Raw genomic sequence first — 26,797 nt, forward strand, 5'->3', positions numbered from 1 at the left:
ACATCCGCATGGGTCAGGCTGCGCGTCCAGGGCAACGAAAGCCCTTGAGCACATCGCTACCGAGGGGATTCGGCTGGCTGCCCGAACTGACATCGATCAACGCCCTGCGGCCGTCGAACACATATTCCACACTCAGTCGCCCCGGCGTGGCCGTGCTCACGATGCGCCCTTTCTCCAGGAGACGAAACAAGGCCCACGGCCCATGGGCCAGGAAGGTCGAGGTCGGGTTCGAAATGCGGGGATTGGCCGTGATCTCCGCCATCGACCCGCCGCGAGGCCCCGGCCAGTTCACGGCAAAGGCCTGCACCGGGCCATGAACATAGCGCTGCCCCTGCCCGTCGATGTCGATGACCAGTTCGGTGATGCTGGGCTCGAGCTCGAGCACACGCAGATCGATCTTCCAGGCCAGCTTCTTGCCGCCCGCGTCACGGAAGAACAGGTCGCGAATCTGCTGTGCGCGGTAGAAGGCATCGAGACTCGGACCACTCTGGGCCAGCAGCTTGAGCAATTCACCGAGCAGGGTCGGGCCGGAAGTGGCCGGCTTCAGCCCGGCGCCGTTGCCTGCCGCAGCGTCGATGCCGACCATGGCATTGGCCACATTCGGATCCTTGTAACGCCACGGCCGCACGCTCATGTCCACATAGGGTGCGAGGTGCTTGTTGAAGAACTCATCCGCCGCACCGCCTGCAGCGAACACCAGCGAAAAGTCTTCGATGGACGCGTCCTGCGTCACGGCGGCCAGCGGGTATCGCCCTTCCACGCCGCGCTTGCAGGGCTCGCTGACCTGCATCGCCATCAACCCCATGATGCGGTCGAGCTGCAGTTGAGCCTGGCTGCGCAGGATGCCGGTGGAACCGAGCATCACCTTGTCGCCACCGCTTGCGGCCAGCGCCGTCAGGACCTCGCGAAAGGGCGCCGGCAATTTGCCGGCCTCCAGCTTCAAACGGGCGCCGACCTCGGCACCACCGGGAGGCAGGCTTCCGGCTGTGAGCGCCGTGTCTGCCACGACCAGCAAAGTGTAGAACTCGTTCAGCAGCCCAGAGATGTTCTCGAGCCCCGGTTTGCCCGCTGCGGCGCCGGCGCTGGTCACCCCGATGTCGGCCTGACCCGTGACGACCTCGCGCAGCGCGGCGAAGCGGTTGTCGACGATCTGCTTTTCAAGCCGCTCCTCGGCCCGGATACCGAGGTTCCTGCCGATGGCGCTGGTCTGCTTGTTCAATTCGTCGGTGGCCTTGTCGAGGAAGCCTTTTTCCTCCTGTGTGCGAACCACCAGCGGGCGCGACAAGGTGGTCTCGCGGGCCGCCGCGCGAGCCAACCGTGCCAGCGGAGAGTCCGGCGCGGCAAGCTGCCGCAGCACGCTCAGATCGAAGCCCAGGCTCGTTCCCGTGGTGTCGCTGCCGCTCACGGTGCGGATCGACTCGAGAAAAGACTCCCAATGCTGGGCGTACTCCGCCAAATACTGGCGCCGGATGTCATCGAGCAGCGGATCGTTGCGCAGCTTGCGGGCCGCTTCATCGAGCAGCGCTGGTGTTTTCATTTGCGTGACTAAGGTCGCGCCGCCCTGCGCGCCGCGCCCCATGACCCATGCATCGTCGTCGAGGGCCCGCACCACGAATTCCGGCAAGCGCTTGTTGAAGACCTCGTGGTAGCCGTCATAGGTGAACAGGCCTGCCACCCCTTTTTCCAGGGGCAACCCGCCTGCGCGGGAAAACACGGTCCCGGCTTGGGGTCCGACCGCGCGCACCAGAGTGAACTCCTGGGGCGCCTCGGACAGCATGGCGGCCTTGGCCCGTTCATAGACGCGCTGACTCGAGGTATTGCTGTCCAGGAAGTTCTGTACCGCGCGCACTAGCGCCTCGTTGGGCAGCGATGCGGACTGCACCGGTCGGGCACCGGAGAACAGTGCCGTGACATGCCCCACCATCGATGCCCGGCCGCCAAAGGCGGTAGCGCTGTCGGCCCTCTCCCAGTCTTTCAGCACCCAGTTGCGTACATCCTGCGCTCCGCCCTGCATGTAGCGCTCCTTGTCGTGCAGCAGCTTGTAGACACGCAAAACCTCGTACGCGGTCTTGGCATCGCCGTCGTTCATGCTCTGCTTCAGCACGCTCTCCATCCGCTGCAGGACGGAGGGAAGCAGGGTGTGATCCTGCAGCTGGGCGTAGGTATCGCTGGCCGCATCCAGCACCGGAGGCACCGTGTAGAGGCCGTAGAGAAAGCTGCCGGGCGGGTTGTCGATGTCGAGGCCCGAATAGCCCGGCAACTCGCGCGCCCCGCTGAGCACGTCCGGAACCCCTGCGGGCTTGAAATCGGCGAACAACTGGCGCACCTGCACGGTGAGCGCTTCGGCGCGCTGGCCCACGGCGCTCAGGTACTGGCGGTTGTTGCCAAAGCTCAGGGCCAGCGCGCCGGCAAGCCACAGGAAGATCACCACGGCCAGCGCATGCCCGGTGAGACGCAACAACCGGAAGCGGAACTCCCAGCGCAGATTGGGGCGCACCAGATGCGCCTCGGGAATGATCACCTTGGTCAGCAGGTCCTGCAGAAAGAACCCTTGCTGTCCCCGCATGGGCGAGGCCATTCTTCCCGGTGGCTTGACCCCCTCTTCGTTGCCGGCCGCAGATGCGCCGCCCGCCCCCAGGCCCAGACTGCGCTGCAGACGCTGAAACAGCGTGCCGGCATCGGCAGGCATTTCCAGGTCGGCCTGGGCGCCACTCGTGAAATAGACACCACGCAGCGTGTCGTGCAGCTGGGTTCCGTCGAAACGCGACGCCAGGAACATCTCGTCGAGCATCGGCACCAGGAGCGCCGACATGCCGGCCAGTTCCTGGGGCAACGCGAACAGGCGCTTCCGGCGGTCGACGTCGAATTCCTCGTTCAACCGGGCGCGCAAGCCCGCCGCCAGACGGCCCTTGAGCAACGCCAGCTCCGCCTCGATCTGGGCGCGCAGCGGCTCGCGGTCGCGCACTGCCGCTCGCGAGCTCTGGATGCCGTGGAATGGCAACGTGAAGCCCCAAGCCTGGGTGCGGCCTTCACTGGTGAGGGATTGGAAGTACTCGCTGAAGCCCCGCAGCAGATCGATCTTCGTCACGATCACGTAGACCGGGAAGCGGATGCCGAGCTCCTGGCGCAGATCAGCCAACCGGTCTCGCACCATGCTTGCATGCTCTGCGCGTTCCATCTCGGACATCGTGAGCAGCTCGGCCGCATTGAGCGCGACGATGACGCCGTTGAGCGGCGCGCGCGTGCGGTGCTTGCGCAGCAGCCCCAGAAATCCCCGCCACTCGATGGGGTCCGAGACCGGATTGCTTTCCTGCGTGGTGTAGCGGCCGGCCGTGTCGATCAACACGGCCTCGTTCGAGAACCACCAGTCGCTGTTCAGCGTGCCGCCTTCCGACCTGAGCACCATGCTTCTGGACGCGTGCCCCATCTGGCGCGCCAAAGGAAACTGCAGTCCGGCGTTCAGGAGCGCCGTCGTCTTGCCCGCGCCCGGACTGCCGACGATCATGTACCACGGCAGTTCGTAGAGGTAGCGCTTGCCCTCCAGGATCCGGCGAAGCCCGCCGCGCCCACGCAAGCCCTTCAGTTGGGTCAGGGCGCGGGTGACCGTGGCGGTGACTGTCTTGAGCTCCTCTTTCGCGCTGTCGTCCTGGTCGGCATCCTGGCCAAAGCGCAGGAACTTCGCGAGCAGATCGTCGTTGTTGCGCAAGGCCTGCCAGAGACGGTAGAGCCAGTACACCGCGTACATCACAAGGATGGTGCAGATGACCATGGTGCGCACCCAGAGCGGCGCCAATGGCTTCGCCGCCCCGATGGCCAGCAGAGGCCCTGCATGCCATACGAGCAGGCACAGCGCAGCCACGCCCAACAGGCTGTAGGGGCCCGACACCATCCAGAGAAGGCCGAGCACGAGCAGCATGACGATGAAGGTCACGCGTACCCCGACCGAGGCGAAGGGGCGAAGTCCATCCAGCGCGAGCAGCGGACCGATGAACCAGATCGCGAGGGCCAGCAGCACCATCGCGAGGAAGGCCAGCATCTGTCGGGAAAACAGGAAGGCCAGGAGCTGTTTGAGATATTGCATGAGTGATGGATTCCTGCCTTGCGTCTAGCGCGGGGCGGCGGCTGGCTGCTTCACTGGACCCGCGCTGGCGCTGGCGCTGGCGCTGGCGCTGACGCCAGTGCCCTGCGTGACCATGATGTCGACGCGCCGGTTGCGGGCACGCCCCGCAGCGGTGGTGCTGTCTGCGATGGGAACCGTGGCGCCGCGCCCCTCGGTCTGGATGCGCGACGGCACGACGCCCTTGCCGGTCAGCACTTCGGCCACGGCCTGTGCCCGCTTCTCGCTGAGGACCTGGTTGTCGGGAAACTCGCGCGTGCGAATCGGCTGGTTGTCCGAATGGCCGGTGATCTGAACCGTGCCGGAGACCTGGTTGATCTCGTCGGCCACCTTCGCCAGCACGGGGAGAATCCGCGCACTGAGGCGCGCCTGACCGGGGACGAACATCTCGTCGCCCTTGAAGGTGACGATGCTGCGGCGCTCGTCTTCGTCCACGCTCACCGTCTCTCGCTCGATTTCGCTCGCCAGCAATTCCTTCAGGCGCAGCGGCTTGACGGGAGGCGCCGGCGGGGGACGCAGCCGGCCGATGGCCGCAATGCGCTGCTGCAGATCGGCGCTCGACTGCAACAGCTGGTACTTGTACCAGGCAAACAGGCCGAACAGGATCAGCGTCAGCACCGAGCCAGTGACCCACACCGGCACACTGCGCAGCAAGCGAAACTTGCCAGCCCCCACACCCTTCCAATGCGGCGACAGGTCGCTCGGGACATCGCCGCGCGCGTTGCCCAGCAAAGAGAACAGCCGATGACGAACCGTTTCAAGCTGCCGGCGCCCGTTCGCCGCGGTGCTGAAGCGACCTTCGAAACCCAGCCCGAGGATCTGGTACAGCACTTCGAGCAGATCCACGTGCTCTTGCGGGCTCGCGGCGAGGCGGCCGACGAGAAGGAAGAACTTGTCACCGCCTTTGGTATCGCCGTGAAATTTCGCGGCCAGCTGTTGGCCAGCCCAGATACCGGCCTCTCCGCCCTGCCCGCCGCCCCACGGCGTGCTGTTGGCCGCTTCGTCGAGCGCAGTGCACAGCGCGTAGCTCGCGGCCACCACATGTTCGTGCCGGACCTGCGCAGTGGTGCAGATGGATTGGAAAGCGGCCACCTCGCGCTCGAGCAACTGATGGAACAACGCCACGCCGTCGCTTTCCAGCGCAGCGGGCATGTCTGCCAGGGCCCGCAGCAAGGGCTGGGCCGCCTCCAGCAAAGGATTCTGAGCCGCGGCTACCGCGGTCAGGCGCTCCTGCGTCGAGGACTCGGACACCAGATGCGCGACATCGGCCGACTCGCCGAACAGTTCGCCATCACCAGATCCGTCGCGCGGGTCGGTTCCACCACCTCCCGCAGGCGTCTCGTTGAATTCTTCTTTGTAGAGCATTGGAGCGTTGGAAAAATGAACGGGCCGAGCCCGATGGAAAAGCGAAGCCTGCTCAGGCCTCGCACTCGGAGCTGTCGTTGACGATCTGCTCGAAGCTGCTGTTCTGGATGTGGCTGGTCTTCATGCGGCAGTCGACCATTCGCCACACGCCGGAGCCCTGCGAGTTGTCGATCAGGACGGTGGCCGCCAGCGGTGTCCCGCGCCGACGCTGGCGGCCGATGGCGAAGGTCATGTGGTCGAACCGACAGTTGTCGATGGTCAGACGGGTGCCGGCCACCAGCACTTCGCCGCGACCTGTGCAATTGCGAAAGGTGACCTCCCCCAAGCACCCCACGCCTTCGTGCGCCGCGGGTGCAGAACTTCCGCCGTCAAAGCTGCACGCCTGAAACAGGACGCCGGTGCTTCCATCGCCCCCACAGACGATCGAACGCCCGGCCGAACTGCATTGGGTGAAGCTCACATCGGTCATCACGCCGAAGTCGTGATGGGGTGCCAGAAACCGGCAGTCGATGAACTTGCAGCCCGACATCGACGCCAGCTTGATGTTGCCGTCCCCTGCGAAGTCGCATCCGACAAAGGTCAGGTTCTTCCAGGACACGCCGACGAAGGCGCCCGAGGCCATGTGCGCACCGGCGATGGTCATCGCGGCCGAGCTGCCGTCGAGCAATCGGATGTACTCTTTCTGGAGGCTGGTGATGGGTGTGGTCATTTGCGCCTCCGATCAACGGTTCTCTCTGTGCTCGACGCCGTGCGCATCGACCCACCGCCCCGACCATCGGATCGGATGCAGTTGCTGCGCCCAGAACCCTCGCGGTACGTAGTCGCCGACGACCCCGTAGCCATCCGGCCAGATCTTGTTCTTGTCGGCTTTGACCGCCGTACCGAACAGGTAGTCCCAGAACGCAAAGTGCGCGGCATAGCATCGGTCCAGGCCTTCCGCGTCTCGGCTGTGATGCCAATGGTGAAAGTTCGGTGTCACGATGAGATAGCGCAGGGGCCCCAGCCGCACCGATGCGTTGGTGTGGTTGAACACGGCCTGCACGCCCGCGATCAGGACGTAGACGTTGATCACGCTCTGTGAAAAGCCAAGCAAGAACGCTGGCGCCAGGATCACCACCGTCGAGATCACCGTTTCCACGCCATGGGTCCGGCTTCCCGAGATCCAGTCCATGTGTTCGGCGCTGTGATGGATCGCGTGCAGTCGCCATCCGATAGCTGTCTCGTGATAGAAGCGATGCAGCCAGTACCGTCCGAAGTCGGTGATCAGCAAAAGCAGGAGCAGTGCGTAGCCGAACGGAAGCTGTCGGACCCAGCCGCGCAATGTGCCCTGTGCGGCGGGATTGAGATCGGCAAGTGCACCACTCACGCCATACAAGACGGCATAGACGAGAAACAACGTCACGCCAATGAGCAAGTGGCCTGTGACGAAGTACATGAAGTCGGTCTGCCAGTCTTTCCTGAAAACGGGCATTTCGGGCTTCAGGGGCCGAAGCTTTTCGATCGTGGTGAAAAGCAGGGTTGTCGCCAGCAAATCGAAGATCAGCCAGTCAACCCCCAGATAGGGAACAACGGCCAACTGCCCCGCAACAGGAAGCCAGCCATTGCCCGTTGCACTGACGCCCAACTTTGACCCCACGACGGCCACGGCCAACCAGAGCAATGCCCATGCAGACAGGCGTCGCACCCGCCCGAAGACAACGTTGAACAACGCCAAGGTTCCGCACAATGCCATCGCGCCCAGCAACACGATTCGCATCACATCGAAGCTCAGGTACTCACGCACCTTGGGTGTGCTGAGGAAATCCGGAAACTGGAACAACAACACGCCCAGCATGCTGAAGTTGGCCAGCACCAGTGCAATCATTCCGCTCACCATCCCCTTGCCCGATCGCAAAGGCCCATGCGACAGTGCGAGCTCGGCGCCCTTCTTGATCTCGTAGAGGACCCCTTCGTACAAACGGGTCGGAAATTTCAGGGGATTCATTTTTCCCTCACGCCCCATAGTTCCATGCGCAACCCCGGAAACTCGCCCGCGACATGCAGCGCCAGCCCACCATGCTTGACCATGTGTTCCCACAGCGGACCACGAGGGTCGATCTGGAAATAGACAAAGCCTGCATTGAAGGGAATCTGACGCGGCGGAACGGGCAAGGTCTGCAGCGGTATGCCCGGCAGATGGGATCGAATGAGCTCGGTCAACCTGTCGCTCGGTCCCACCTTGCAGCGAGCGGGAAACTGGCTCGCCAACTGTTCCGGCGGCGTGTGCGCCGCGACCGCAAACACCAGGCTGGAGAAGCCCTGCAACTCCGCGGGCTCGACGCTCGCAACGCGCACACCATTGGGTCTTGACGCCAAGGGGATGCTCTGGGCGCTTCGCACGAGCACGTCGTTCAGCAAGGCTTGCACATCCCCGATCAACTCCCTGAAGGAGAGGTACGGGTCGAGGTGTTGATAGGCAGGATGCGGTTGCGGACGACGGGTGGTTCCGCGAACGAAGGTGGCCAGCTCCCCGCTCAACGTGCGCAAGGCGGTGTAGAGCATCTCTGGAGAGGTCTCACGCACCCGAAGCCAGTGCTCGAGCATGGGCTCGTAGCGATTGAGGATCTGAAGCAGCAGGAAGTCGGACACTTCGGCGGCTTCGCTGGACTTGCCATCGTTGCCACTCAGTCGGGCGGCCAACGATTGCGCGCGCAGCTTGCACAAGCCGTGCAGATTGGTGATCCAGTCCGCCAGCAAGGGGCTTGCGCCATAGCCGGCTACCGGCGGAATCAGGTGAGGGTCGACGGCGATGCTTCCGTCCGAGCGCAGCACCGTCACCTTGGCGAGCGGCAAGCCGATCCAGGCATCGGTCAGTTCGCGTTGCGGAAGGAGACGCAGGCGCAGACGCGACAGTTGCACGGTCTTTGCCCCCTGTCCGATCGAGTTGGCATCGCGCAGCTCCGCATCGAACACCGAAAACCGGGCCAATGACGACGCTGAGATGCCGGCGTCATCGAACGTCGTTTCTTCTCCGTTGGGCGTCCGGATCGGCACCGCCAGGTGAATGATTTGCTCCAGATGCTCCGGCAAGATCGTGAGCGGCGCTGGCGGCAGCGTCTGGCCTGGTGCATCGAAGGGCGTGCCATCCGAGAAGATCCCGGCCGCGCTGGCCAGCACCAGCTTGCCCAGTGAGAGCGACTCCGCATCGATGCTGTAGTGGTTGAACCCCCAGTAAAAGGGAGTCAACGAGGCGGCACGCTTGTGCGCCAGGTGTTCGAGGTAGCGCTCCTGCTGTTGAAACAGCTGCGGACGCAGGAAGAGCCCTTCGCTCCAGGCGACTTTGTTGTACCAGCTCATGGATTCGATCGTTGTGCTTTCGGGCCGCAGACGTGCTACTTGATGGGCGTCAGCTGGATGCCCTTGCCTTGAAGGGCGATCTCCAGCTTGACCTTGTTGGCGGGGATGACGGTGCGATACCAGGCGGACTCGGGGGCGGGATCGACTTTCTGCACAAGGCGCCACTCGCTTTGTGCAAGCTCCCGATAGCCGGCGATCACGCCGATCGCGGCGAGCTCGGGGTGCGACATGCGCCGGATCTTCTTGGCCTCTCCGGGTCGCAGGATGAACTCATCGCGCACCAGAAGGTCGGCGCCCATCACGGTCTTGTCGCTGTTGTGCAGCGAGAAGTAATCGGCCGATTCGAAGGTTGCCTCCGACTTGAGTTCGTAGATGCGGACCATGATGGGTGCCGCCCTCCCCTTGTCGTCCGGGTTGACACCGGCTTCCGCAGTGACCGTGATATCGAGCTTGGTTTGCTCTCTTGGGTGTGAGAACTGCGCATATGCCGGCGAAGGCCCTGCCAATGCAACTGCCAATGCAAAGCCCCAAAGGCATGGAGATCCGGGACGCGACATCCACCTGGACAACCCGCGTCGGGACGCAACACTCTGGCACAGCCCTGGCATGTCGAGATTCATGTGGGAATCAAACTGAAAAAAGGAACGCAAAAGAACCGACTTCGATTCGCGCCTCCTCAACCCCCTTGCGCGAACCGAAGTCGAAAAGCCCCGGACGGATCCGGGGCGAAGCGAAGGCTTCAGGACTCCTTGTTGCCCTTGATGTCGTAGCCTGCAGTGACGGCACCACCGCTGCCGCCTTGGGCGTTCTGCACGGAGTACTCCTGCTTGATCTTGGAGAAGGAAAGGCGCACGCGCTCCTTGACACGCATCTCGTCCGAGTTCGAGCCGAAGGGTTGGATCGAGGTGATGATCACGTCGGAGAAGGTGAACTTCAGGTACTCCAGCGGATTGCCGCCGGCCTTGCGAACCGTGAGCTTGGCCTCCTGCACGTGCTTGCCGGTCAGGCAGTACTTCATGAGGTTGGGACTCGAACGGTCGATGTAGTGGTCGAACTCGAGGTCTTCGACCGTCGCCTTGCCTGCGCCGCCGCCCGAGCCGGCGTGCATGGTGGATTCCTGGAAGGCTTTCCAGTTGAAGGCCAGAACCTCGATCTCGTTCTTGTGGTCCGAATCCTGCGATTCGCCTTCGATGCCGTTGATCTTCAGAAAAATGTCTTGTGACATGAGAAAACTCCCTGTGTTTGAATTTGTCGGTAAATGACGAATGCACGAGCGCTCTTGATGGCGCGTCCTTGGAAATGCCGTGGCGTCTGCGCGCCACTTCCTCGAACAATTCGATGGCAGCCGGGTGTCAGGCCGCTTCCTTGAGCGACGGCAGCTTTGCAACCAGACGCAGAGAAACGGTCAGGCCTTCGAGCTGGAAATGCGGACGCAGGAAGAACTTCGCGCTGTAGTAGCCCGGATTGCCTTCGACGTCCTCCACCACGACTTCGGCAGCCGCGAGGGGTCGCCGGGCCTTGGTTTCCTGGGACGAATTCGCAGGATCGGCGTCGACGTAATGCATGATCCATTCGTTCAACCAGCGCTGCATTTCGTCGCGCTCCTTGAAGGAGCCGATCTTGTCGCGCAAGATGCACTTCAGGTAGTGCGCGAACCGCGTGCTGGCGAAAAGATACGGCAGCCGTGCGGACAGGTTGGCATTGGCGGTCGCGTCCGGGTCCATGTACTCCTGTGGCTTCTGGAGCGACTGGGCACCGATGAACGCGGCATGGTCGGTGTTCTTTCGATGCACCAGCGGAATCAGTCCGGCTTTCGCAAGCTCAGCCTCGCGGCGGTCGGAGATCGCGATTTCGGTCGGACACTTCATGTCGAAGCCGCCGTCGTCGGTCGGGAAGGTGTGGCACGGCAAGTTCTCGACGGTGCCACCCGACTCCACGCCGCGGATCATCGTGCACCAGCCGTAGAGCTTGAAGCTGCGGTTGATGTTGACCGCCATGGCATAGGCCGCATTGCTCCATACGTAGTTGCGGTGATCGGCGCCTTCGGTTTCCTCTTCGAAGTCGAATTCGTCGACAGGATTGGTTTTCACGCCATAAGGCAACCGGGCCAGGAATCGAGGCATTGCCAGACCAACGTAGCGGGAGTCCTCGGTGTTTCGCAGCGAGTTCCACGGTGCGTGCTCGAGGTTCGACGTGATCTTTGCGAGGTCGCGCGGATTCGCAAGCTCTTGCCACGACTCCATGCCGAGCAACGAGGGCGCCGATCCGGCGATGAACGGCGCGTGAGATGCTGCAGAGACCTTGGCAATTGCCCCCAACAGCTCGACATCGGGCGGCGTGTGGTCGAAGTAGTAGTCGGCCACCAGGCACCCGTAGGGCTCGCCGCCGAGCTGGCCGTACTCCTCTTCATAGATGCGCTTGAAGATCGGGCTCTGGTCCCAAGCGATTCCCTTGTGGCGACGCAGCGTGCGACGGACTTCGTCCTTGGAGACGTCCATGAAGCGGATCTTGAGCTTCTCGTCCGTCTCGGTGTTGTAGACCAGATGGTGCATGCCTCGCCAGGCCGACTCGATCTTCTGGAAGTCTTCCTTGTGGAGCACGAGGTTGATCTGCTCCGACAGCTTGCGGTCGATCTCGGCAATGATGGCTTCGATGCTGCTGTAGGCATCGTCAGTCATCGTTGCGGCGTTGACGAGCGCCTGCTCTGCCAGTGTCCTGACGGCCGCCTCGACGGCATCGCGCGCTTCGTCGGTCTTGGGCTTGAATTCCTTGTCGAGCAGGGCCGAGAAGTCGGTGGGGTCGGTGTAGCGCGTCGCCTCGGGCGCCTCGAGCACGTTGTCCATGAGGGTGGTCATCTGAAGTTCCTTGGTCTGAATGTCACGCGGCGGAATCGGACGCAGGTGCGCCGTCTAGGTCGTCGGTGCGGGGTTTGGCGGATTTCGCCAGCGACTTCATCAGCGAAGGGTCTTGAAGCAGCTTGTTGACGAGGCTTTCGGCCCCCGCCTTTCCGTCCATGTAGGTCTGCAGGTTGGCCAACTGCGTGCGGGCTTCGAGGAGCTTGCTGAGTGGCTCTACCTTTCGTGCGACAGCGGCTGGCGAGAAGTCTTCGATGCTCTCGAAGGTGATGTCGACCATGAGCTGGCCTTCGCCCGTCAGCGTGTTGGGCACGGCGAATGCCACGCGCGGCTGGATGGCCTTCATTCGCTCGTCGAAGTTGTCGATGTCGATATCGAGGAACTTTCTCTCGGGCACAGGAGGCAATGCCTGCGCCGGCTTGCCGGACAGATCGGACAAGACGCCCATCACGAAAGGCAATTCGATCTTCTTCTCGGACCCGTAGATTTCCACGTCGTACTCGATCTGCACACGTGGTGCCCTGTTGCGGGCAATGAACTTCTGACTGCTGTTGTTGTTGGTGGCCATGAAAACTCCCTGGTGAAAAAAGACAGACAAGAACCTGGCATCGCGCCTTTTCGGAGGCAACGACGCATCTCCTGCGCCAACGAGGTGGCTCGCTGGACTCAGGCGAACTCGGTGTGACAGACGATGGCGCCTCCTCCTTGCAAGGCCGGGTTGGCGCTGTCGCTCGGCTTCACGTCGGCAGTCATGCGCCGGATCTTTTGCCGCGCTTGAAGGGCATCCAGCCATTGCCGGGAAAGAATCGGCAGGAGACGTTGTTCGATGAAGCCGATCAGACGGCGAGCCCCGGTTTCGTAGGCACCGCAGTGGCTAACGATTTCATTGAGCAGCGCAGGCGTGTAGTCCAGCGCAATGTCATGCTGCGCATGCATGCGCTCGACCACCCGATCCAGGTGCAAGCTCACGATGTCGCGCAGTGCGTCCGGGGCCAAGGGCAGGTAAGGCACGACGGTCAACCGGCCAAGGAAGGCCGCAGGAAAGACCGTTCGCAGCGCCGGCTGGAGTGCATCGCGCAGGGCCTCGACATCGGGCGTCAGCAAGGGGTCTTCACTCAGAGCGGTGATGAGTTCAGCACCGGTGTTGCTCGTCAACAGGATCGTGGTGTTTCGGAAATCGACACGACGCCCTTCCCCATCTTCCATCCACCCCTTGTCGAACACCTGATAGAAGATCTCGTGCACATCCGGGTGGGCCTTTTCCACCTCATCGAGCAGGATCGTGCTGTAGGGCTTTCGGCGCACGGCCTCCGTAAGCACGCCACCTTCGCCGTAGCCGACATAACCCGGGGGCGCGCCTTTCAAGGTCGACACCGTGTGCGACTCCTGGAACTCGCTCATGTTGATGGTGATGAGGTTCTGCTCACCGCCATACATGGCTTCGGCCAATGCCAATGCCGTTTTTGTCTTGCCCACACCCGAAGGGCCGGCCAGCAGGAACACACCCACCGGCTTGTTCGGATCCGTCAGGCGCGCCCGCGCCGTCTGCATGCGCTCTGCGATCGCCGCGAGCGCAGGCCCCTGGCCGATCACGCGCGCTTCCAGCCGTGATTGAAGCGCAACGACCGCCGCGACTTCGTCGGTGACCATCCGACCTACGGGAATCCCCGTCCAGTCGGCCACGATGCCCGCAACCACGGCCTCGTCCACCTGGGGAAAAATCAGAGGCAACTCCTTCTGGTGCGCGGCAAGCTCGAGTTCGAGGGCCTCCAGCTGCGCCGAGGGTGCATTCCCCTCGGCGCAGCTCAGCTCTTTCGCCTCCTCCCTCTTCTTTGTCCTCAATCCATGAATCGTGCGAACCAGTGCAAGCTCGTCTTGCCATCGCACTTCGTGCAGGGTCAACGCCTGCTGCGCGGCATCGAGTTGAGATCGGGCGGCGTCGAGGCGCAGCGCTCTCGCATCACTCCCCTGGGCAACGACACCCTCCTGACCCAGCAGTTCGAGCTCGACCTGGAGGGCCGCGATGCGGTGCCGCCATTGCTCGACTTCAGACGGCGGCGCGTGAAGCGACATGGCAACGCGCGCACATGCGGTGTCCAGGAGACTGATCGCCTTGTCGGGCAGCTGGCGTGCAGGGATGTAGCGATGCGACAGCGTCACAGCAGCGCGCACAGCCTCATCGAGCACGAGCACGCCGTGGTGCTCGGCAAAGGTGGCGACAAGGCCACGCACCATCTCGATCGCAGCAATCTCGTCGGGCTCTGCCACCTGCAGCGTCTGAAAGCGTCGCGTCAGCGCCGGGTCTTTCTCGATGTGGCGCTTGTACTCGCTCCAGGTGGTGGCACCGATCGTGCGCAAGGTTCCTCGTGCAAGCGCTGGCTTGAGCAGGTTGGCGGCATCGCCGGTGCCAGATTGCCCGCCTGCACCGACCAAGGTGTGGACCTCGTCGATGAAGAGGATGACGGGCTGCACCGACTTGCCCGCCTCTTCCAGCAGGGCCTTGAGGCGGGACTCGAACTCCCCGCGCATGCTTGCGCCGGCCAACAGGGCTCCGACATCGAGGCTCCACAGGCGGCAGTTCTTCAGATCGGGAGGAACCTCGCCTTGCGCGATGGCCAACGCGAGCCCCTCGACCACCGCCGTCTTGCCGACGCCCGCATCTCCTGTGAGCAAGGGATTGTTCTGACGGCGACGCAGCAGGATGTCGACCATCGTGCGGATCTCGTGTCCGCGCCCGATGACCGGATCGATCTGCCCTTGAGATGCGCGCTCGGTCAGATCCGTGCAGTAGCGCCGCAACGCCGACTTTCCGTCCGACGCCGCATCCGCGAGCGCGGCGCTGGCTTCTCCGGGCAGCGCTGATGGCAGACCGGAGCCATCGTGCGGTCCTTCCTGCCCTTCGGGGGAGCCGGCCACGATGGCACCGATGGCCTCCGTCAGTTGGTCTGCTGGGATTCTCTGGAATGCAGGCGAGATGCCAAGAAGCACGCGCCGCAGGTCCGGCGTCTGAAGCAGCGCAGCAAGCAGCCACGCACCACGCACGCAATGCGCGCCGAACTCAAGGCTCGAGAGTACCCACGCGCGCTCGATGGCGGCTTCGATGTGACTGGAAAAATCGGTCAGCGAGGTGGCACCGGATGGCAAGCTGGACAAGGCCGATGCGAAGTCTTTCTCGATGGCTTGCGCGTCGATCTGGTAGTGCCGGCAGATGCGGTGCAGATCGCTGTCGTTGAGCTGCCAGAGCTGGTGAATCCAGTGCGTCAGTTCGACATAGGGATTGCCGCGCAGCTTGGCAAAGGCGGTGGCGGATTCGATGCCGCGAAACAAGGTGAGGTTGAGCTTGCCGAACAGCGCTCGCCGAGAGATCGTCATTGCGCGATCTGCCGTGCAGCGCGCACGCCTTGTTCGATCGGACCATCTGCGACCACCGATGTTGTCGCGCCGATTCCCGCGTTCTTTTTCCCCACTTTGCACCCCCTATGCTTCTTGGAATGGGCGCGATTCTGGCGGCTTGCCGCAAGGCAAACACAGCACAGTTTCTACCAATAGTTAAACGCAGGAAGCTGCCTCTCGATCTGTGATGTTTGTCCGTGGCTCCTTACGTTCGGAAGACAAAGGAGGTATTTCCATAACGATATCGAGGATGCGACAGGCAAGAAAAAACCCTCGAGTCCTTTCGGAAGCTCGAGGGCTTGGCGTGGGCCTGACGCTTGTCGACGTCAGTGCTTGCAATTACATGTTGTCGATCATCACTTGGCCAAAACCGGAGCAGCTCACCTGCGTCGCACCGTCCATCAGGCGCGCGAAGTCGTAGGTGACCTTCTTGCTGGCAATCGACTTTTCCATCGAACTGATGATCAGGTCGGCCGCTTCGGTCCAGCCCATGTGGCGCAGCATCATTTCGGCGGACAGGATTTCGGAACCCGGGTTCACATAGTCCTTGCCGGCGTACTTGGGGGCCGTACCGTGGGTGGCTTCGAACATGGCGACGGTGTCGCTCAGGTTCGCGCCCGGTGCGATGCCGATGCCGCCGACCTGTGCGGCCAGTGCGTCGGACACGTAGTCGCCGTTGAGGTTCAGCGTGGCGATCACGCTGTATTCGGCGGGACGCAACAGGATCTGCTGCAGGAACGCGTCGGCGATGCTGTCCTTGACGGTGATTTCCTTGCCCGTCTTGGGGTTCTTGAACTTCATCCAAGGGCCGCCGTCGATCAGCTCGGCGCCGAATTCCTTGGCGGCCAGGTTGTAGCCCCAGTCACGGAAGCCACCTTCGGTGAACTTCATGATGTTGCCCTTGTGGACCAGGGTCACGCTGGGCTTGTCGTTGTCGATGGCGTACTGGAAGGCCTTGCGCACGAGGCGCTCGGTGCCTTCGCGCGAAACCGGTTTGACGCCGATGCCCGAGGTGTTGGGGAAGCGGATCTTCTTGACGCCCATCTCGTCCTGCAGGAACTTGATGAGCTTCTTGGCCTTGTCGCTTTCGGCTTCGAACTCGATGCCGGCGTAGATGTCTTCCGAGTTCTCGCGGAAGATGACCATGTTGGTCTTGTGCGGCTCGCGCACCGGGCTGGGCACGCCCTCGAAATACTGGATGGGCCGCAGGCAGACGTACAGGTCGAGTTCCTGGCGCAGCGCCACATTCAGCGAGCGGATGCCGCCGCCGACGGGCGTGGTCAGCGGGCCCTTGATGGACACCACGTAGTCGCGCACGGCATGCAGGGTTTCCTCGGGGAGCCAGACGTCGGGGCCGTAGACCTTGGTCGACTTCTCGCCGGCGTAGACCTCCATCCAGTGGATCTTCTTCTTGCCGCCGTAGGCCTTGGCCACTGCGGCGTCCACCACCTTGAGCATCACCGGCGTGATGTCCAGCCCGGTGCCGTCGCCTTCGATGAACGGAATGATCGGCTGATCGGGCACATTGAGCGAATTGTCAGCGTTGACCGTGATCTTCTGGCCTTCGGTCGGGACTTTGATGTGCTGATAGCTGGACATGAGGGGGCTTGACTCCGGGAGTGACGTAATTCGAACGACTGTCTGCGAATTCAGACAGCGAGGGAGAATCGCTGTACAGCGCGCTAACAAATCGCTGTACATTTTAGACGCAACCCATCAGCGGACAATTGTCAACCGTAGGGCGATAGAGCCCGTTACTGGCTGACCTTCTGCTCGCCGGGAGGCGTTTCCAACCAATTCTCGATAGAGGAATCATCAATGAGCAAACTTCTCGCAGTCATGATCGCTGGCCTGTTCGCCGCTGGCGCGTACGCCCAGAACCCGGCCGGTACCACGCCCGAACAAGGCAACGCGACCAACAGCAAGCCGCAAGCTCGCGCTGAAGCCAAGAAGGAAGCCAAGCCCGCTGGTCAAGTGGCTCCCGCTGCTGGCGACATCGCCAAGACGCCTGAAGGCGGCGCCTTCGGTGCCGACAAGGCTGGCGTTGCTGGCGAAAAGCGCGCCAAGACCCGCGACGATCGTCGCCGCAACAAGGACGGCAGCGTGAAGCGCAAGGCCACCCAAGGCGGCACGCCTGACATGCCCGGCGCCAAGTAAGCTGGTCTGCCCCCTAAGAAAAGCGCTCTCCGGAGCGCTTTTTTTCGTTCGCAGTTTTGTTCAACCACTGTCAACCGGGGTTCTTGAGGTCCGTTGAATGGAGGCCTTCCGCAGGGAGGTGATCCATATCAACAATCTCAAAGGATTTCTCATGAACAAGCTGATCGCAGCCCTGGTCGCCGGCCTCTTCGCAGCCGGTGCATTCGCCCAAGCCGCCGAACCCGCTCCCGCAGCGCCGGCCGCTCCCGCCGTCCACAAGGCCAAGGCCAAGCACACGGTCAAGAAGCACAAGGTGCGCCACGTCTCCAAGGCCCACGCGGCCGCCGCCAAGAAGGTGTAAGCTTTCAAGCTCCCGGCAATGCCCGCTTCAGCGGGCATTTTTATTGGTCACGGGCCGACCTCGTGTGTCGCCGCCCCGAAAGAGTCATCCGATGTTTCAGCGTCTCGCCGCGCTGCTTCTGGTGTCCGCGTCCTTCCTGGCGCCGGCCCACGCGCAGCAGCAAATCCAACCGCAACCCCAAACCGATCTGGCACGCACGCAGTTGTCGGTCGGCCTCTACAAGATCGATGCGCAAGTGGCGCAATCGCCCCGCGAACGCGAGATCGGCCTGATGTTCCGCAAGACGATGCCGCAGGCCGAAGGCATGATCTTCGTCTTCGAGCAGCCGGCCACGCAGTGCTTCTGGATGCGCAACACCCTGCTGCCGCTGACCGCCGCCTTCGTGGCCGACGACGGCCGCATCGTCAACCTGGTCGACATGCAGCCGATGACCGAGAACTCGCACTGCTCCGAGGAGCCGGTGCGCTACGTGCTCGAGATGAACCAGGGCTGGTTCGCCAAGAAGAACATCAAGAAGGGTGCCAAGCTCGGCGGCGAGCTCTTCCCGGCCGCCAAGCGCTGAGCAACTCGGCGCGCGTAAAAAAGCCGACCCGCAGGTCGGCTTTTTTCATGGCAAGCGCCAGGTCCGGCTTCAGCCGAAGTTCTTCGCCGCGAAGTCCCAGTTGGCCAGCTTGGCCAGGAAGGTCTCGACGAACTTCGGGCGCAGGTTGCGGTAGTCGATGTAGTACGCGTGTTCCCACACGTCCACCGTCAGCAGCGCGGTGTCGGCGGTGGTCAGCGGCGTGCCGGCGGCGCCGGTGTTCACGATGTCCACCGAACCGTCGGCCTTCTTCACGAGCCACGTCCAGCCCGAGCCGAAGTTGCCCACGGCCGACTTCACGAAAGCTTCCTTGAAGGCGTCGTAGCTGCCCCACTTGGCGTCGATGGCCTTGGCCAGCGCGCCGGTGGGTGCGCCGCCGCCTTGCGGCTTCATGCAGTTCCAGAAGAAGGTGTGGTTCCAGATCTGCGCGGCGTTGTTGTAGATGCCGCCGCTGGACTTCTTGACGATCTCTTCGAGCGTCATCGCTTCGAACTCGGTGCCCTTTTGCAGGTTGTTCAGGTTCACCACGTAGGCGTTGTGGTGCTTGCCGTGGTGGTACTCGAGCGTTTCCTTCGAATACTCGGGGGCCAGCGCGTCGATGGCGTACGGCAGGGGTGGGAGCACATGTTCCATGGTTTTTTCTCGTGGGTTGGTTGTGGGGAATGAAGGATTCTAGGAAGTAATCAGGGGGGCGGCGTCAGACGTGTTCCCGTCGCGCCGCCGGGCGTCACGGTCAGGTCGACCGAGCCATCGGAAAGGCGTGCGACCACGGCATCGCCGGCCTGCAGGCTGCCTGCGCTGACGACCGCGCGGCCTTCGCCGTCGGTCAGCAAGGCGTAGCCGCGCTGCAGCACCAGGGCGGGGTCGAGCAGCCGCAGGCGCAGGGCCACGCGCTCGAGTCGCTCGCGCCGCTGCGTCAGCGAACGCGCGAACTTCGCGGAGAAATCGGTGGCGATGGCCTGCGGCACCTGCGCCAATCGCTCCCGACGCGACAGCACCGCGTAATGCAACCGCTGCGCGTGGTGCGCCAGCCGCAACTGCTGGCGCGCGACCAGGCCCGACGGGCGGCCCAGCCGCGCGGCCGCCTGGTCCAGCCGTTGGCCAAGCACATCGAGCCGCCCGCCCAGCGCGTCACCGAGCCGTTCGTCGAGCAGGTCGAGCGCGCCGAGCCACAGGTCGCGCGGCGCGCTGACGAGTTCGGCGGCGGCCGTGGGCGTCGGCGCGCGCAGGTCGGCGCAGAAGTCGGCGATGGTGAAATCGGTTTCGTGCCCCACGCCGCTGATCACCGGCACGGGACTCTGCACGATGGTGCGCGCCAGCATTTCGTCGTTGAAGGCCCAGAGGTCCTCGATCGAGCCACCCCCGCGCACCAGCAGGATCACGTCGACGGCCGGCTCCAGCGTGTACAGCGACTGCAAGGCGCGCACCAGTTCGGCCGGCGCACTGGCCCCCTGCACCGCCGACGGCGCCAGCACCACGGGAATATGTGGCACACGCCGCCGCAGCGCGGTCACGACGTCATGCAGCGCCGCAGCCCCCAGCGAGGTGACAACGCCCACGGCACGCGGCATGGAGGGCAGCGCGCGTTTGCGCGCCGGGTCGAACAGACCTTCGGCCTCGAGGCGTGCCTTGCGCTGCAGGAACTGCTCGAACAGCGCGCCCTGCCCCGCGCGCCGCAGGCTTTCGACCACCAGTTGCAGATCGCCGCGCGGTTCGTACACCGCCAGCCGGCCGCGCACTTCGACCTGGTCGCCGTCGCGCGGCGTGAAGTCGAGCAGACTCGCCGCGCGACGGAACATCGCGCAGCGCAGCTGGCCGGATTCGTCCTTGAGCGAGAAATAGCAATGACCGCTCGATGCACGCGAGAAACCGGAGATTTCCCCGCGCACCGAGACCGGGTTGAAGTGCGCATCGAGCGCATCGGCCACCGCGCGGCACAGCGCGCCCACGGCCCACACGCGCGGCCCGGGCGCGGCATTCGGCTCCCTGAAGCTCATCGCGCCCCTCCGCCTCCGAGCGCCACTCTTCCACAACGGGCGTCGCGCCCCCCACTTTGGAGGGGTATGGTGGAACAGATGCACGAGTTCTCGTGCAAGCTGTTGATTTCATTAAAAAAAGTGCTGCTCAAAATTCAATCGATCTAACGGAAAGCCCGTCCCATGCGGGTTCGGAGACATTGCGCGATGGGTTAATCACAAAGTTATCCACAGAATCTGTGCGTCCTTGCCGACACGCAAACAAGCCGCGAGCCGATGGTGGCTCGGTGGATAATCGCCGCGCATTTGCAGTCTACGGGCCGGAGGATTTTCTTGTTTTCCATCATTGTTGCCGCGGGCTGGCCAATCTGGCCATTGCTCGCCTGTTCGGTCATCGCACTCGCGCTGGTCATTGAACGTTTCACCAGCCTCAAGACCGTCAAGGTCCTGCCGCCGAAGCTGCTGGACGAGACCATCACCGTGTCGCGCGGCGCGGTTCCCGGCCCCGACGTCGTGACAAAACTGGAAAGCAACTCGATGCTCGGCCAGGTGCTGGCCGCCGGCCTGCGCGCGCTGAACGCCAACCCGCGCTGCACCGAAGAAGACCTGCGCGCCGCCATGGAGGCCTCGGGCCGCACCGTGGCGCACAAGCTTGAACGTTACCTGCCGGCGCTGGCCACCATCGCCTCGGCGGCGCCGCTGCTCGGCCTGCTGGGCACGGTGATCGGCATGATCGAGATCTTCGGCTCGCAGTCGCCCGGCAGCGGTGCCGTCGGTTCGGGCAACCCGGCGCAATTGGCGCACGGCATCTCGATCGCGCTGTACAACACGGCCTTCGGCCTGATCGTGGCCATTCCGACACTGATCTTCTGGCGCTACTTCCGCAGCCGCGTCGACGAGTACCTGCTGAACCTCGAACTCTCGGGCGAGCGCTTCGCGCGCCACTTGAACGCACTTCGCAAATGACGGCCATCGCAGCAACCGACGGCCGTCACACCAGGGACACCGCGGAACCGGCTTCGCCGGGCCGCAGGTGTCGCCCCCGGAAGGGGGTTGGCGTAGCGACACGAAGTGCGCGCAGCCTGGGGGTGAGCCTATGACTCGGGGCCGCATGCAGTTTCGCCACGGCGCGCGCGACGAGCCGGAGATCAACCTGATCCCGTTCATCGACGTGCTGCTGGTCGTGCTGATCTTCCTGATGTTGTCGACCACCTACAGCAAGTTCACCGAGATGCAGCTGCGGCTGCCGACCGCGGACGTCGACGCCCAGCGCGACTACCCGAAAGAGGTGATCGTGGCGGTGTCGGCCGACGGCCGCTACGTGATCAACAAGTCGCCGCTGGCGGACCGCAGCGTCGACACCGTGGCCGCCGCGCTCGGCGCCGCCGCCACCGGCGGCAAGGACAGCGTCGTGATCATCAGCGCCGATGCCGCCAGCCCGCACCAGGCCGTGGTGACGGTGATGGAGGCTGCGCGCCGCGCCGGCCTGATGCAGATCACCTTCGCCGCCCAGTCGACGGCCCAGGCCGGTCACTGAGTGTCGACCAGCGCGCGGCTGCAGGATGCCTGGCTGCGCCGCGGTGCGCTGGCCTGCCTGCTGTGGCCGCTGTCGCAGGTCTACGGCGCCCTCTTCGCGCTGCGGCGCGCCTTCTACCGATGGGGTTGGCAGAAAACCGAGCGTGTGCCGGTTCCCGTGATCGTGGTCGGCAATGTGATCGCGGGTGGTGCCGGCAAGACGCCGGTCGTCATGGCCGTCGTGCGCCATCTTCAGGCGCGTGGCCTGCGGGTGGGGGTGGTGTCGCGTGGTTACGGCCGCCGCACCGAGGACTGCCGTGAAGTCCGGGCCGACAGCGATCCGCAGGACGTCGGCGACGAACCCGCGCTGATCCACCACGCCACCGGCGCGCCCGTCTTCGTGGCCCGGCAGCGCATCGAGGCCGCACGCGCCCTGCTCGAACAACACCCGGCCATGCAGGTCATCGTCAGCGACGACGGCCTGCAGCATCTGGCGCTGGCGCGCGAGATCGAGATCTGCGTGTTCGACGACCGCGGTGTCGGCAACGGCTGGCTGCTGCCCGCCGGCCCCCTGCGCGAGCCGTGGCCGCGTCGCTGCGACCTGCTGCTGCACAGCGGCGAGCGGCCCGCCTTCGCCGATGGCTACACCGCCACCCGCGAACTGGCGCCGTACGCCCTCGCGAAGGACGGCCGGCGCATCCAGCTCGACACGCTCGCCGGCCAGCCCCTGATCGCGCTCGCCGCCATCGCGCGGCCGGAGGCCTTCTTCACGATGCTGCGTGCTCGCGGCCTGACGCTCGCAGACACCCTCGCGCTGCCTGACCACCACGATTTCAGCGGCTGGCAACGACCAGCCGGTCCCGCCCTGCCCCTCGTCTGCACGGAAAAAGACGCCGTCAAGCTCTGGCAGCAGGCGCCCGACGCGCTCGCCGTGCCACTGCACTTCGAACCCTCGCCGGCGTTCTTCGCCGCCCTCGACGCGAAGCTATCATCGCTCGATGGATACCAAGCTGCTTGAACTGCTCGTCTGCCCCGTCACCAAGGGCCCGCTGACCTGGAACGCCGAGAAGCAGGAACTCTGCTCGCGCAGCGCGCGCCTGGCCTACCCGGTGCGCGACGGCATCCCGGTGCTGCTCGAGAACGAGGCCCGCACGCTGTCCGACGAAGAGTTGGGCCTGTGAGCTTCACCGTCCTGGTGCCGGCCCGGCTGGCTTCGACGCGACTTCCCAACAAACCGCTGGCCGATATCGCCGGCCTGCCGATGGTCGTGCGCGTGGCGCAGCGTGCCCGCCAGTCCGGCGCCCTTCGCGTGGTGGTGGCCGGTGATGACGCCTCCATCATCGACGCCTGCAAGGCGCACGGCGTCGAGGCCCTGCTCACCCGCCAGGACCACCCCAGCGGCACCGACCGGCTGGCCGAAGCCTGCGAACAGCTCGGGCTCGACGGCGACGCGATCGTCGTCAATGTGCAGGGCGACGAGCCGCTGATCGACCCCGCGCTGATCGACGCCGTTGCCGCCACGCTGGCCGCTCGCCCGCAGGCCGCGATGAGCACCGCCGTCCACGCGATCGACTCGCTGGCCGACTTCATGAACCCGAACGTGGTGAAGGCCGTGCTCGATGCGCAAGGCCATGCGCTCTATTTCAGCCGCGCGCCGATCCCCTGGTGGCGCGACGGCTCGTCGGGCGGTGCGGCGCCGTCGGTGCTGCCCAGCCCCGCACCGCTGCGCCACATCGGCATCTACGGCTATCGCGCAGGCTTCGTGCGGCAATTCCCGTTGCTGTCGCCCGCCCCTGTCGAAGCCACCGAGGCGCTCGAACAGTTGCGCGCGCTGTGGCACGGACACCGCATCGCAGTGCATGTGAGCGATGTGGCACCGGGCCCCGGGATCGACACGCCCGAAGACCTGGCACGCGTGCGCGCCGTCTTCGCGGCCGGCTCGCCTGCGTGAGCTGCCGGCCGCCCCGAGGGAGACGGCGGCAATTTGTCACGGGGACGCATGCTATCCTCGATGCAATTCCGCCTCGGCGCGCCTGAGGGCGCGCATGGGGCGCGACACAAAATCTAAGAACCTTCCGAGGACACCATGAGACTTATTTTGCTGGGCGCGCCCGGAGCAGGCAAAGGCACGCAAGCGACCTTCATCTGCCAGAAATACGGCATTCCCCAAATCTCCACCGGCGACATGTTGCGCGCCGCGGTCAAGGCAGGCACCCCCCTCGGGCTGCAGGCCAAGACGATCATGGATTCGGGTGCACTGGTCAGCGACGACCTGATCATCAACCTCGTGAAGGAACGCATCGCGCAGCCCGACTGCAACGGCGGTTTCCTGTTCGACGGCTTCCCGCGCACCATTCCGCAGGCCGACGCCATGAAGGCGGCCGGCGTGAAGCTCGACTACGTGCTCGAGATCGACGTGCCCTTCGGCGACATCATCGAACGCATGAGCGGTCGTCGCTCGCACCCGGCCTCGGGCCGCACCTACCACGTCAAGTTCAATCCGCCGAAGGTGGAAGGCAAGGACGACGTGACGGGCGAAGAGCTGATCCAGCGCGAAGACGACAAGGAAGAGACCGTGCGCAAGCGGCTCGACGTCTACAGCCAGCAGACCCGTCCGCTGGTCGACTATTACTCGGCCTGGGCCAAGACCGACCCGGTCGCCGCGCCGAAGTACCGCGCCATCCAGGGCGTGGGCACGGTCGACGAGATCACGCAGCGCGCGCTTGCCGCACTGAACAGCTGATTCAGCGGCTGATTCGTCAGCCCCTTTCTCCTAGCCGCCCTCCGCCTCCGGCAGGGCGGCCACTCCCAAGAGTTCCAGCACCAGCGCGACCCGCGCCTTCACCGGCGTGAGTGTGCCTGCGTCCCGCAGCCCGTCACCGGGTTTCGGCAGGATGCGTCCGTTCGTGCAGCGCGTGGCGCGCAACACCGACACGCCGCCGTCCTGAGCCTTCAGCGCTGCAGCTTCCAGCGCGTGGTGCACGGTGCCGTTGCCGGTCGTGGCCACGACCAGTCCGCGCAAGGGCTCAGCCAACGGGAGCAGCAACGCCTCCACGATCGCACCGCTCGCGCCCGCGTGGCTCATGACGATCTCGACGCGGGGCCACGGCTTCGACACCGCCTCCAGCCGCGCCGCATCGAACGGCGCCCCCTGCGGCCACGCACGAACGCGCCGCACTTCGCCCTCTTCCACGTAGCCGACCGGCCCCGCATCGCCCGACGCGAAGGCATCGAGACGGTAGGTGTGCACCTTCTGCACATCGAGGCCGCCGTGGATCGCGCCCGCACACACCACCGTCACGCCCTGCGCGCCCGGGGTCGAGGCCACCGCGAGCGCGTCGCGCACGTTCTGCGGACCATCGGGCGACAGGGCCGTCGCCGGGCGCATCGCGCAGGTCAGCACCACCGGCTTGGCCGGCGAGAGCACGGCGTGCAGGAAGAAGGCGGTCTCTTCCAGCGTATCGGTACCGTGGGTGACCACGATGCCGGCCACATCAGGCTTCGCCAGCCAGTGCGCGCAGCGCGCGGCCAGCTGGCGCCAGGTGTCGGCGTCCATGTCCTTGCTGTCGAGCTGCGCGACCTGCTCCGCCACCAGCGTCACGCCGGCCGGCGCCTCGATGCCGCCCAGCAGGTCCGCCACGCCCACCTGTCCGGCGGTGTAGCCGATGTTGTCGCCGCTGCTGGCGGCCTTGCCGGCAATGGTGCCGCCGGTGCCCAGCACGACCACGCGGCGCGTCTCGGACGAAGAGGAATGAGTCATGGCTTGTCAACTTTTGAAAACTGGTTAAAAATACAGGTACTGGATATCTAGCCAGTGCCGCAAGGAAACCACTATGCAGTTCGCAGTGAAGCTTACCGCCCGCCAGCAGCAGATCCTGGACCTGATCCAGGGCGCCATCGCACGCACCGGTGCGCCGCCCACGCGCGCCGAAATCGCCAACGAGCTGGGCTTCAAGTCGGCCAACGCCGCCGAGGAGCACCTGCAGGCCCTGGCCCGCAAGGGCGTGATCGAACTCGTCAGTGGCACCTCGCGCGGCATCCGCCTCAAGGGCGATGCGCTGCGCTCGCTCCACGAAACGCGGCACCGCGAAGGCAACCAGTTCTCGCTTTCGCTGCCCGGCATGGCCCAGCTCGCGCTGCCGCTCATCGGCCGCGTCGCGGCAGGTTCGCCCATCCTCGCGCAAGAGCACGTCGACCAGACCTACTACGTCGAGAACACGCTGTTCCAGCGCCAGCCGGACTACCTGCTCAAGGTGCGCGGCATGTCGATGCGCGACGCCGGCATCATGGACGGCGACCTGCTCGCCGTGCAGGCCACGAAGGAAGCGCGCAACGGCCAGATCGTGGTGGCACGCCTGGGCGAAGAAGTCACCGTGAAGCGCCTGAAGCGCAACAAGCAGGTGATCGAGCTGCACGCCGAGAACCCCGACTACCCGACCATCATCGTCCAGCCCGGCGAGCCCTTCGAAATCGAAGGCCTCGCGGTCGGCCTCATCCGCAACACGATGCTGATGTAGGCCCCGGGCCTGCTGCCCACAAGCAGCACCTCATCCGGCCGCGACAGGTGGCGGGCGTATGGCGCGAAGTCGCCATCACCCTGTCGTGGCCGATTCAAGAAATCCTGCCTGTGTTCAACCTCATACTTTTTTGGAGTTCACATGGGAATCGCCCTCCTCGCCATCGCCGACCTCTGGTCACCCCTGCAATCGCTGGCCACCCGCTGGATGCCCGCCCGCCGCCCGTCGCACGGTGACAGCAGCGACGCAGCCGCCGGCCTGCGCTACGTGTCCATCCGCCCCGCTTGCACGGCGCGCCCCGCTGGCGGCTCCGCGCCTGCCAGCTCGCCATCCGCCGCCGCCGCGCCTGCACGCCCGCTGCGTGTGGTCCGCGTGGTCGACCGCCAAGGCACGCAGCGTGGCTGCGCCAACCGGGTCGTGATTTCCGGCCGCATGGCCGACGTGTGCGCCGAACTCGACCGGCTCGCCGCGCTGGAAGCTGCGGAAACCGGGAGCGGCACGCCCCGCCCCAGCCACCTGCACTGAGAAGGTGCAAACGAACCCGCTGTGCCTGTGCGCCCCGCACGCGCACGGCGGATTCACCCCCAACGGTCTGAAACAGGCCTCCCGGGCGCCATTTGGCACGGGGTATCCAAACGTTCACACG

At 64.6% G+C, this 26,797-nt stretch carries 25 protein-coding genes; 11 read left to right on the plus strand and 14 right to left on the minus strand.

Translation table 11 applies throughout. The features are described from left to right. Positions 1 to 13: 13 nt before the first annotated feature. The 11 genes from tssM to icd form a co-directional block, all read right to left on the minus strand. The gene (gene tssM / locus AC57B8_RS26140) at positions 14 to 4,081 is read right to left on the minus strand and encodes a type VI secretion system membrane subunit TssM (RefSeq protein WP_496481199.1); all 4,068 of its coding nucleotides are present in this window, start codon (positions 4,079 to 4,081) and stop codon (positions 14 to 16) included. Positions 4,082 to 4,105: 24 nt separating this feature from the next. Then, on the minus strand, positions 4,106 to 5,482 hold the full coding sequence (gene tssL, locus AC57B8_RS26145) for a type VI secretion system protein TssL, long form (RefSeq protein WP_496481200.1): 1,377 nt from the start codon (positions 5,480 to 5,482) through the stop codon (positions 4,106 to 4,108). A 52-nt stretch (positions 5,483 to 5,534) separates the two neighbouring features. Next, positions 5,535 to 6,191, minus strand: a complete 657-nt coding sequence (locus tag AC57B8_RS26150; protein WP_496481201.1) for a hypothetical protein — start codon at positions 6,189 to 6,191, stop codon at positions 5,535 to 5,537. Between the two features lie 12 nt (positions 6,192 to 6,203). Beyond that, a complete protein-coding gene (locus tag AC57B8_RS26155; protein ID WP_496481202.1) occupies positions 6,204 to 7,466 on the minus strand; it encodes a sterol desaturase family protein in 1,263 nt (420 codons plus the stop codon). After that, entirely contained in the window at positions 7,463 to 8,818 is a 1,356-nt protein-coding gene (tssK, locus tag AC57B8_RS26160; RefSeq protein ID WP_496481203.1) for a type VI secretion system baseplate subunit TssK, read from the minus strand. Before tssK ends, AC57B8_RS26155 begins: the two co-directional genes overlap by 4 nt. Before the next feature lie 35 nt (positions 8,819 to 8,853). Further along, complete coding sequence (tssJ, locus tag AC57B8_RS26165; protein ID WP_496481204.1) at positions 8,854 to 9,438, minus strand: type VI secretion system lipoprotein TssJ; 585 nt, start codon at positions 9,436 to 9,438, stop codon at positions 8,854 to 8,856. Positions 9,439 to 9,557: 119 nt separating this feature from the next. Further along, positions 9,558 to 10,043 carry an Hcp family type VI secretion system effector gene (locus tag AC57B8_RS26170; RefSeq protein ID WP_062471480.1) on the minus strand — a complete coding sequence of 162 codons (486 nt, stop codon included), beginning with the start codon at positions 10,041 to 10,043 and terminating at the stop codon, positions 9,558 to 9,560. Positions 10,044 to 10,170: 127 nt separating this feature from the next. Beyond that, entirely contained in the window at positions 10,171 to 11,661 is a 1,491-nt protein-coding gene (gene tssC, locus AC57B8_RS26175) for a type VI secretion system contractile sheath large subunit (protein ID WP_496481205.1), read from the minus strand. 34 nt (positions 11,662 to 11,695) lie between these two features. Continuing rightward, a complete protein-coding gene (tssB, locus tag AC57B8_RS26180; protein ID WP_159277076.1) occupies positions 11,696 to 12,241 on the minus strand; it encodes a type VI secretion system contractile sheath small subunit in 546 nt (181 codons plus the stop codon). A gap of 98 nt (positions 12,242 to 12,339) precedes the next feature. Further along, positions 12,340 to 15,045, minus strand: coding sequence for a type VI secretion system ATPase TssH (gene tssH, locus AC57B8_RS26185; RefSeq protein WP_496481206.1), 2,706 nt, complete (start codon positions 15,043 to 15,045; stop codon positions 12,340 to 12,342). A gap of 360 nt (positions 15,046 to 15,405) precedes the next feature. After that, the gene (gene icd / locus AC57B8_RS26190; protein WP_062471491.1) at positions 15,406 to 16,665 is read right to left on the minus strand and encodes an NADP-dependent isocitrate dehydrogenase; all 1,260 of its coding nucleotides are present in this window, start codon (positions 16,663 to 16,665) and stop codon (positions 15,406 to 15,408) included. 219 nt (positions 16,666 to 16,884) lie between these two features. Here icd and AC57B8_RS26195 point away from each other — a divergent pair, with 219 nt between their 5' ends. The 3 genes from AC57B8_RS26195 to AC57B8_RS26205 all read left to right on the plus strand — a co-directional run bounded on the left by AC57B8_RS26195 (position 16,885) and on the right by AC57B8_RS26205 (position 18,125). Continuing rightward, positions 16,885 to 17,223, plus strand: coding sequence for a hypothetical protein (locus AC57B8_RS26195; protein WP_062471494.1), 339 nt, complete (start codon positions 16,885 to 16,887; stop codon positions 17,221 to 17,223). 151 nt (positions 17,224 to 17,374) lie between these two features. Beyond that, positions 17,375 to 17,563: a hypothetical protein gene (locus tag AC57B8_RS26200; protein WP_070060553.1), complete on the plus strand. Its 189-nt coding sequence runs from the start codon at positions 17,375 to 17,377 to the stop codon at positions 17,561 to 17,563. Between the two features lie 91 nt (positions 17,564 to 17,654). Further along, positions 17,655 to 18,125, plus strand: coding sequence for a DUF192 domain-containing protein (locus AC57B8_RS26205; RefSeq protein WP_496481207.1), 471 nt, complete (start codon positions 17,655 to 17,657; stop codon positions 18,123 to 18,125). Positions 18,126 to 18,194: 69 nt separating this feature from the next. Here AC57B8_RS26205 and AC57B8_RS26210 read toward each other — a convergent pair whose 3' ends face one another. Then, positions 18,195 to 18,776, minus strand: coding sequence for a superoxide dismutase (locus AC57B8_RS26210; RefSeq protein ID WP_095745206.1), 582 nt, complete (start codon positions 18,774 to 18,776; stop codon positions 18,195 to 18,197). 50 nt (positions 18,777 to 18,826) lie between these two features. Further along, positions 18,827 to 20,140 (minus strand): exodeoxyribonuclease VII large subunit, encoded by a 1,314-nt coding sequence (gene xseA, locus AC57B8_RS26215; protein ID WP_496481208.1) that lies wholly within the window; start codon positions 20,138 to 20,140, stop codon positions 18,827 to 18,829. A 312-nt stretch (positions 20,141 to 20,452) separates the two neighbouring features. Between xseA and AC57B8_RS26220 the strand changes: the two genes are divergently transcribed. The 6 genes from AC57B8_RS26220 (at position 20,453) to adk (ending at position 24,377) form a co-directional block, all read left to right on the plus strand. Further along, entirely contained in the window at positions 20,453 to 21,085 is a 633-nt protein-coding gene (locus AC57B8_RS26220) for a MotA/TolQ/ExbB proton channel family protein (protein ID WP_070060550.1), read from the plus strand. A 145-nt stretch (positions 21,086 to 21,230) separates the two neighbouring features. Continuing rightward, positions 21,231 to 21,656 (plus strand): ExbD/TolR family protein, encoded by a 426-nt coding sequence (locus AC57B8_RS26225; protein ID WP_062471507.1) that lies wholly within the window; start codon positions 21,231 to 21,233, stop codon positions 21,654 to 21,656. Next, the gene (lpxK, locus tag AC57B8_RS26230) at positions 21,657 to 22,652 is read left to right on the plus strand and encodes a tetraacyldisaccharide 4'-kinase (RefSeq protein WP_496481209.1); all 996 of its coding nucleotides are present in this window, start codon (positions 21,657 to 21,659) and stop codon (positions 22,650 to 22,652) included. Then, positions 22,633 to 22,815: a Trm112 family protein gene (locus AC57B8_RS26235; RefSeq protein ID WP_013541700.1), complete on the plus strand. Its 183-nt coding sequence runs from the start codon at positions 22,633 to 22,635 to the stop codon at positions 22,813 to 22,815. The genes lpxK and AC57B8_RS26235 overlap by 20 nt, the downstream gene beginning before the upstream one ends. Then, a complete protein-coding gene (kdsB, locus tag AC57B8_RS26240) occupies positions 22,812 to 23,585 on the plus strand; it encodes a 3-deoxy-manno-octulosonate cytidylyltransferase (RefSeq protein WP_070060548.1) in 774 nt (257 codons plus the stop codon). Before AC57B8_RS26235 ends, kdsB begins: the two co-directional genes overlap by 4 nt. Before the next feature lie 135 nt (positions 23,586 to 23,720). Beyond that, positions 23,721 to 24,377: an adenylate kinase gene (gene adk, locus AC57B8_RS26245; protein ID WP_496481210.1), complete on the plus strand. Its 657-nt coding sequence runs from the start codon at positions 23,721 to 23,723 to the stop codon at positions 24,375 to 24,377. Between the two features lie 30 nt (positions 24,378 to 24,407). Here adk and AC57B8_RS26250 read toward each other — a convergent pair whose 3' ends face one another. After that, positions 24,408 to 25,394: an asparaginase gene (locus tag AC57B8_RS26250; protein WP_496481211.1), complete on the minus strand. Its 987-nt coding sequence runs from the start codon at positions 25,392 to 25,394 to the stop codon at positions 24,408 to 24,410. 73 nt (positions 25,395 to 25,467) lie between these two features. On the opposite strand from AC57B8_RS26250, the gene lexA reads away from it, so the two are divergent. Then, positions 25,468 to 26,151 carry a transcriptional repressor LexA gene (gene lexA / locus AC57B8_RS26255; RefSeq protein ID WP_062471522.1) on the plus strand — a complete coding sequence of 228 codons (684 nt, stop codon included), beginning with the start codon at positions 25,468 to 25,470 and terminating at the stop codon, positions 26,149 to 26,151. 141 nt (positions 26,152 to 26,292) lie between these two features. Beyond that, positions 26,293 to 26,676, plus strand: coding sequence for a hypothetical protein (locus tag AC57B8_RS26260; protein ID WP_496481212.1), 384 nt, complete (start codon positions 26,293 to 26,295; stop codon positions 26,674 to 26,676). The last annotated feature ends 121 nt before the right edge of the window (positions 26,677 to 26,797 follow it).

Source organism: Variovorax sp. BGA-UO-ETr-C22 (assembly GCF_059567965.1).

Excerpts from the sequence above, each read along its gene's own strand:
- tssM (WP_496481199.1), bottom strand. The coding sequence starts at position 4,081 with ATGCAATATCTCAAACAGCTCCTGGCCTTCCTGTTTTCCCGACAGATG.
- tssL (WP_496481200.1), bottom strand. The coding sequence starts at position 5,482 with ATGCTCTACAAAGAAGAATTCAACGAGACGCCTGCGGGAGGTGGTGGA.
- AC57B8_RS26150 (WP_496481201.1), bottom strand. The coding sequence starts at position 6,191 with ATGACCACACCCATCACCAGCCTCCAGAAAGAGTACATCCGATTGCTC.
- AC57B8_RS26155 (WP_496481202.1), bottom strand. The coding sequence starts at position 7,466 with ATGAATCCCCTGAAATTTCCGACCCGTTTGTACGAAGGGGTCCTCTAC.
- tssK (WP_496481203.1), bottom strand. The coding sequence starts at position 8,818 with ATGAGCTGGTACAACAAAGTCGCCTGGAGCGAAGGGCTCTTCCTGCGT.
- tssJ (WP_496481204.1), bottom strand. The coding sequence starts at position 9,438 with ATGAATCTCGACATGCCAGGGCTGTGCCAGAGTGTTGCGTCCCGACGC.
- AC57B8_RS26170 (WP_062471480.1), bottom strand. The coding sequence starts at position 10,043 with ATGTCACAAGACATTTTTCTGAAGATCAACGGCATCGAAGGCGAATCG.
- tssC (WP_496481205.1), bottom strand. The coding sequence starts at position 11,661 with ATGGACAACGTGCTCGAGGCGCCCGAGGCGACGCGCTACACCGACCCC.
- tssB (WP_159277076.1), bottom strand. The coding sequence starts at position 12,241 with ATGGCCACCAACAACAACAGCAGTCAGAAGTTCATTGCCCGCAACAGG.
- tssH (WP_496481206.1), bottom strand. The coding sequence starts at position 15,045 with ATGACGATCTCTCGGCGAGCGCTGTTCGGCAAGCTCAACCTCACCTTG.
- icd (WP_062471491.1), bottom strand. The coding sequence starts at position 16,665 with ATGTCCAGCTATCAGCACATCAAAGTCCCGACCGAAGGCCAGAAGATC.
- AC57B8_RS26195 (WP_062471494.1), top strand. The coding sequence starts at position 16,885 with ATGAGCAAACTTCTCGCAGTCATGATCGCTGGCCTGTTCGCCGCTGGC.
- AC57B8_RS26200 (WP_070060553.1), top strand. The coding sequence starts at position 17,375 with ATGAACAAGCTGATCGCAGCCCTGGTCGCCGGCCTCTTCGCAGCCGGT.
- AC57B8_RS26205 (WP_496481207.1), top strand. The coding sequence starts at position 17,655 with ATGTTTCAGCGTCTCGCCGCGCTGCTTCTGGTGTCCGCGTCCTTCCTG.
- AC57B8_RS26210 (WP_095745206.1), bottom strand. The coding sequence starts at position 18,776 with ATGGAACATGTGCTCCCACCCCTGCCGTACGCCATCGACGCGCTGGCC.
- xseA (WP_496481208.1), bottom strand. The coding sequence starts at position 20,140 with ATGAGCTTCAGGGAGCCGAATGCCGCGCCCGGGCCGCGCGTGTGGGCC.
- AC57B8_RS26225 (WP_062471507.1), top strand. The coding sequence starts at position 21,231 with ATGCAGTTTCGCCACGGCGCGCGCGACGAGCCGGAGATCAACCTGATC.
- AC57B8_RS26235 (WP_013541700.1), top strand. The coding sequence starts at position 22,633 with ATGGATACCAAGCTGCTTGAACTGCTCGTCTGCCCCGTCACCAAGGGC.
- adk (WP_496481210.1), top strand. The coding sequence starts at position 23,721 with ATGAGACTTATTTTGCTGGGCGCGCCCGGAGCAGGCAAAGGCACGCAA.
- AC57B8_RS26250 (WP_496481211.1), bottom strand. The coding sequence starts at position 25,394 with ATGACTCATTCCTCTTCGTCCGAGACGCGCCGCGTGGTCGTGCTGGGC.
- lexA (WP_062471522.1), top strand. The coding sequence starts at position 25,468 with ATGCAGTTCGCAGTGAAGCTTACCGCCCGCCAGCAGCAGATCCTGGAC.
- AC57B8_RS26260 (WP_496481212.1), top strand. The coding sequence starts at position 26,293 with ATGGGAATCGCCCTCCTCGCCATCGCCGACCTCTGGTCACCCCTGCAA.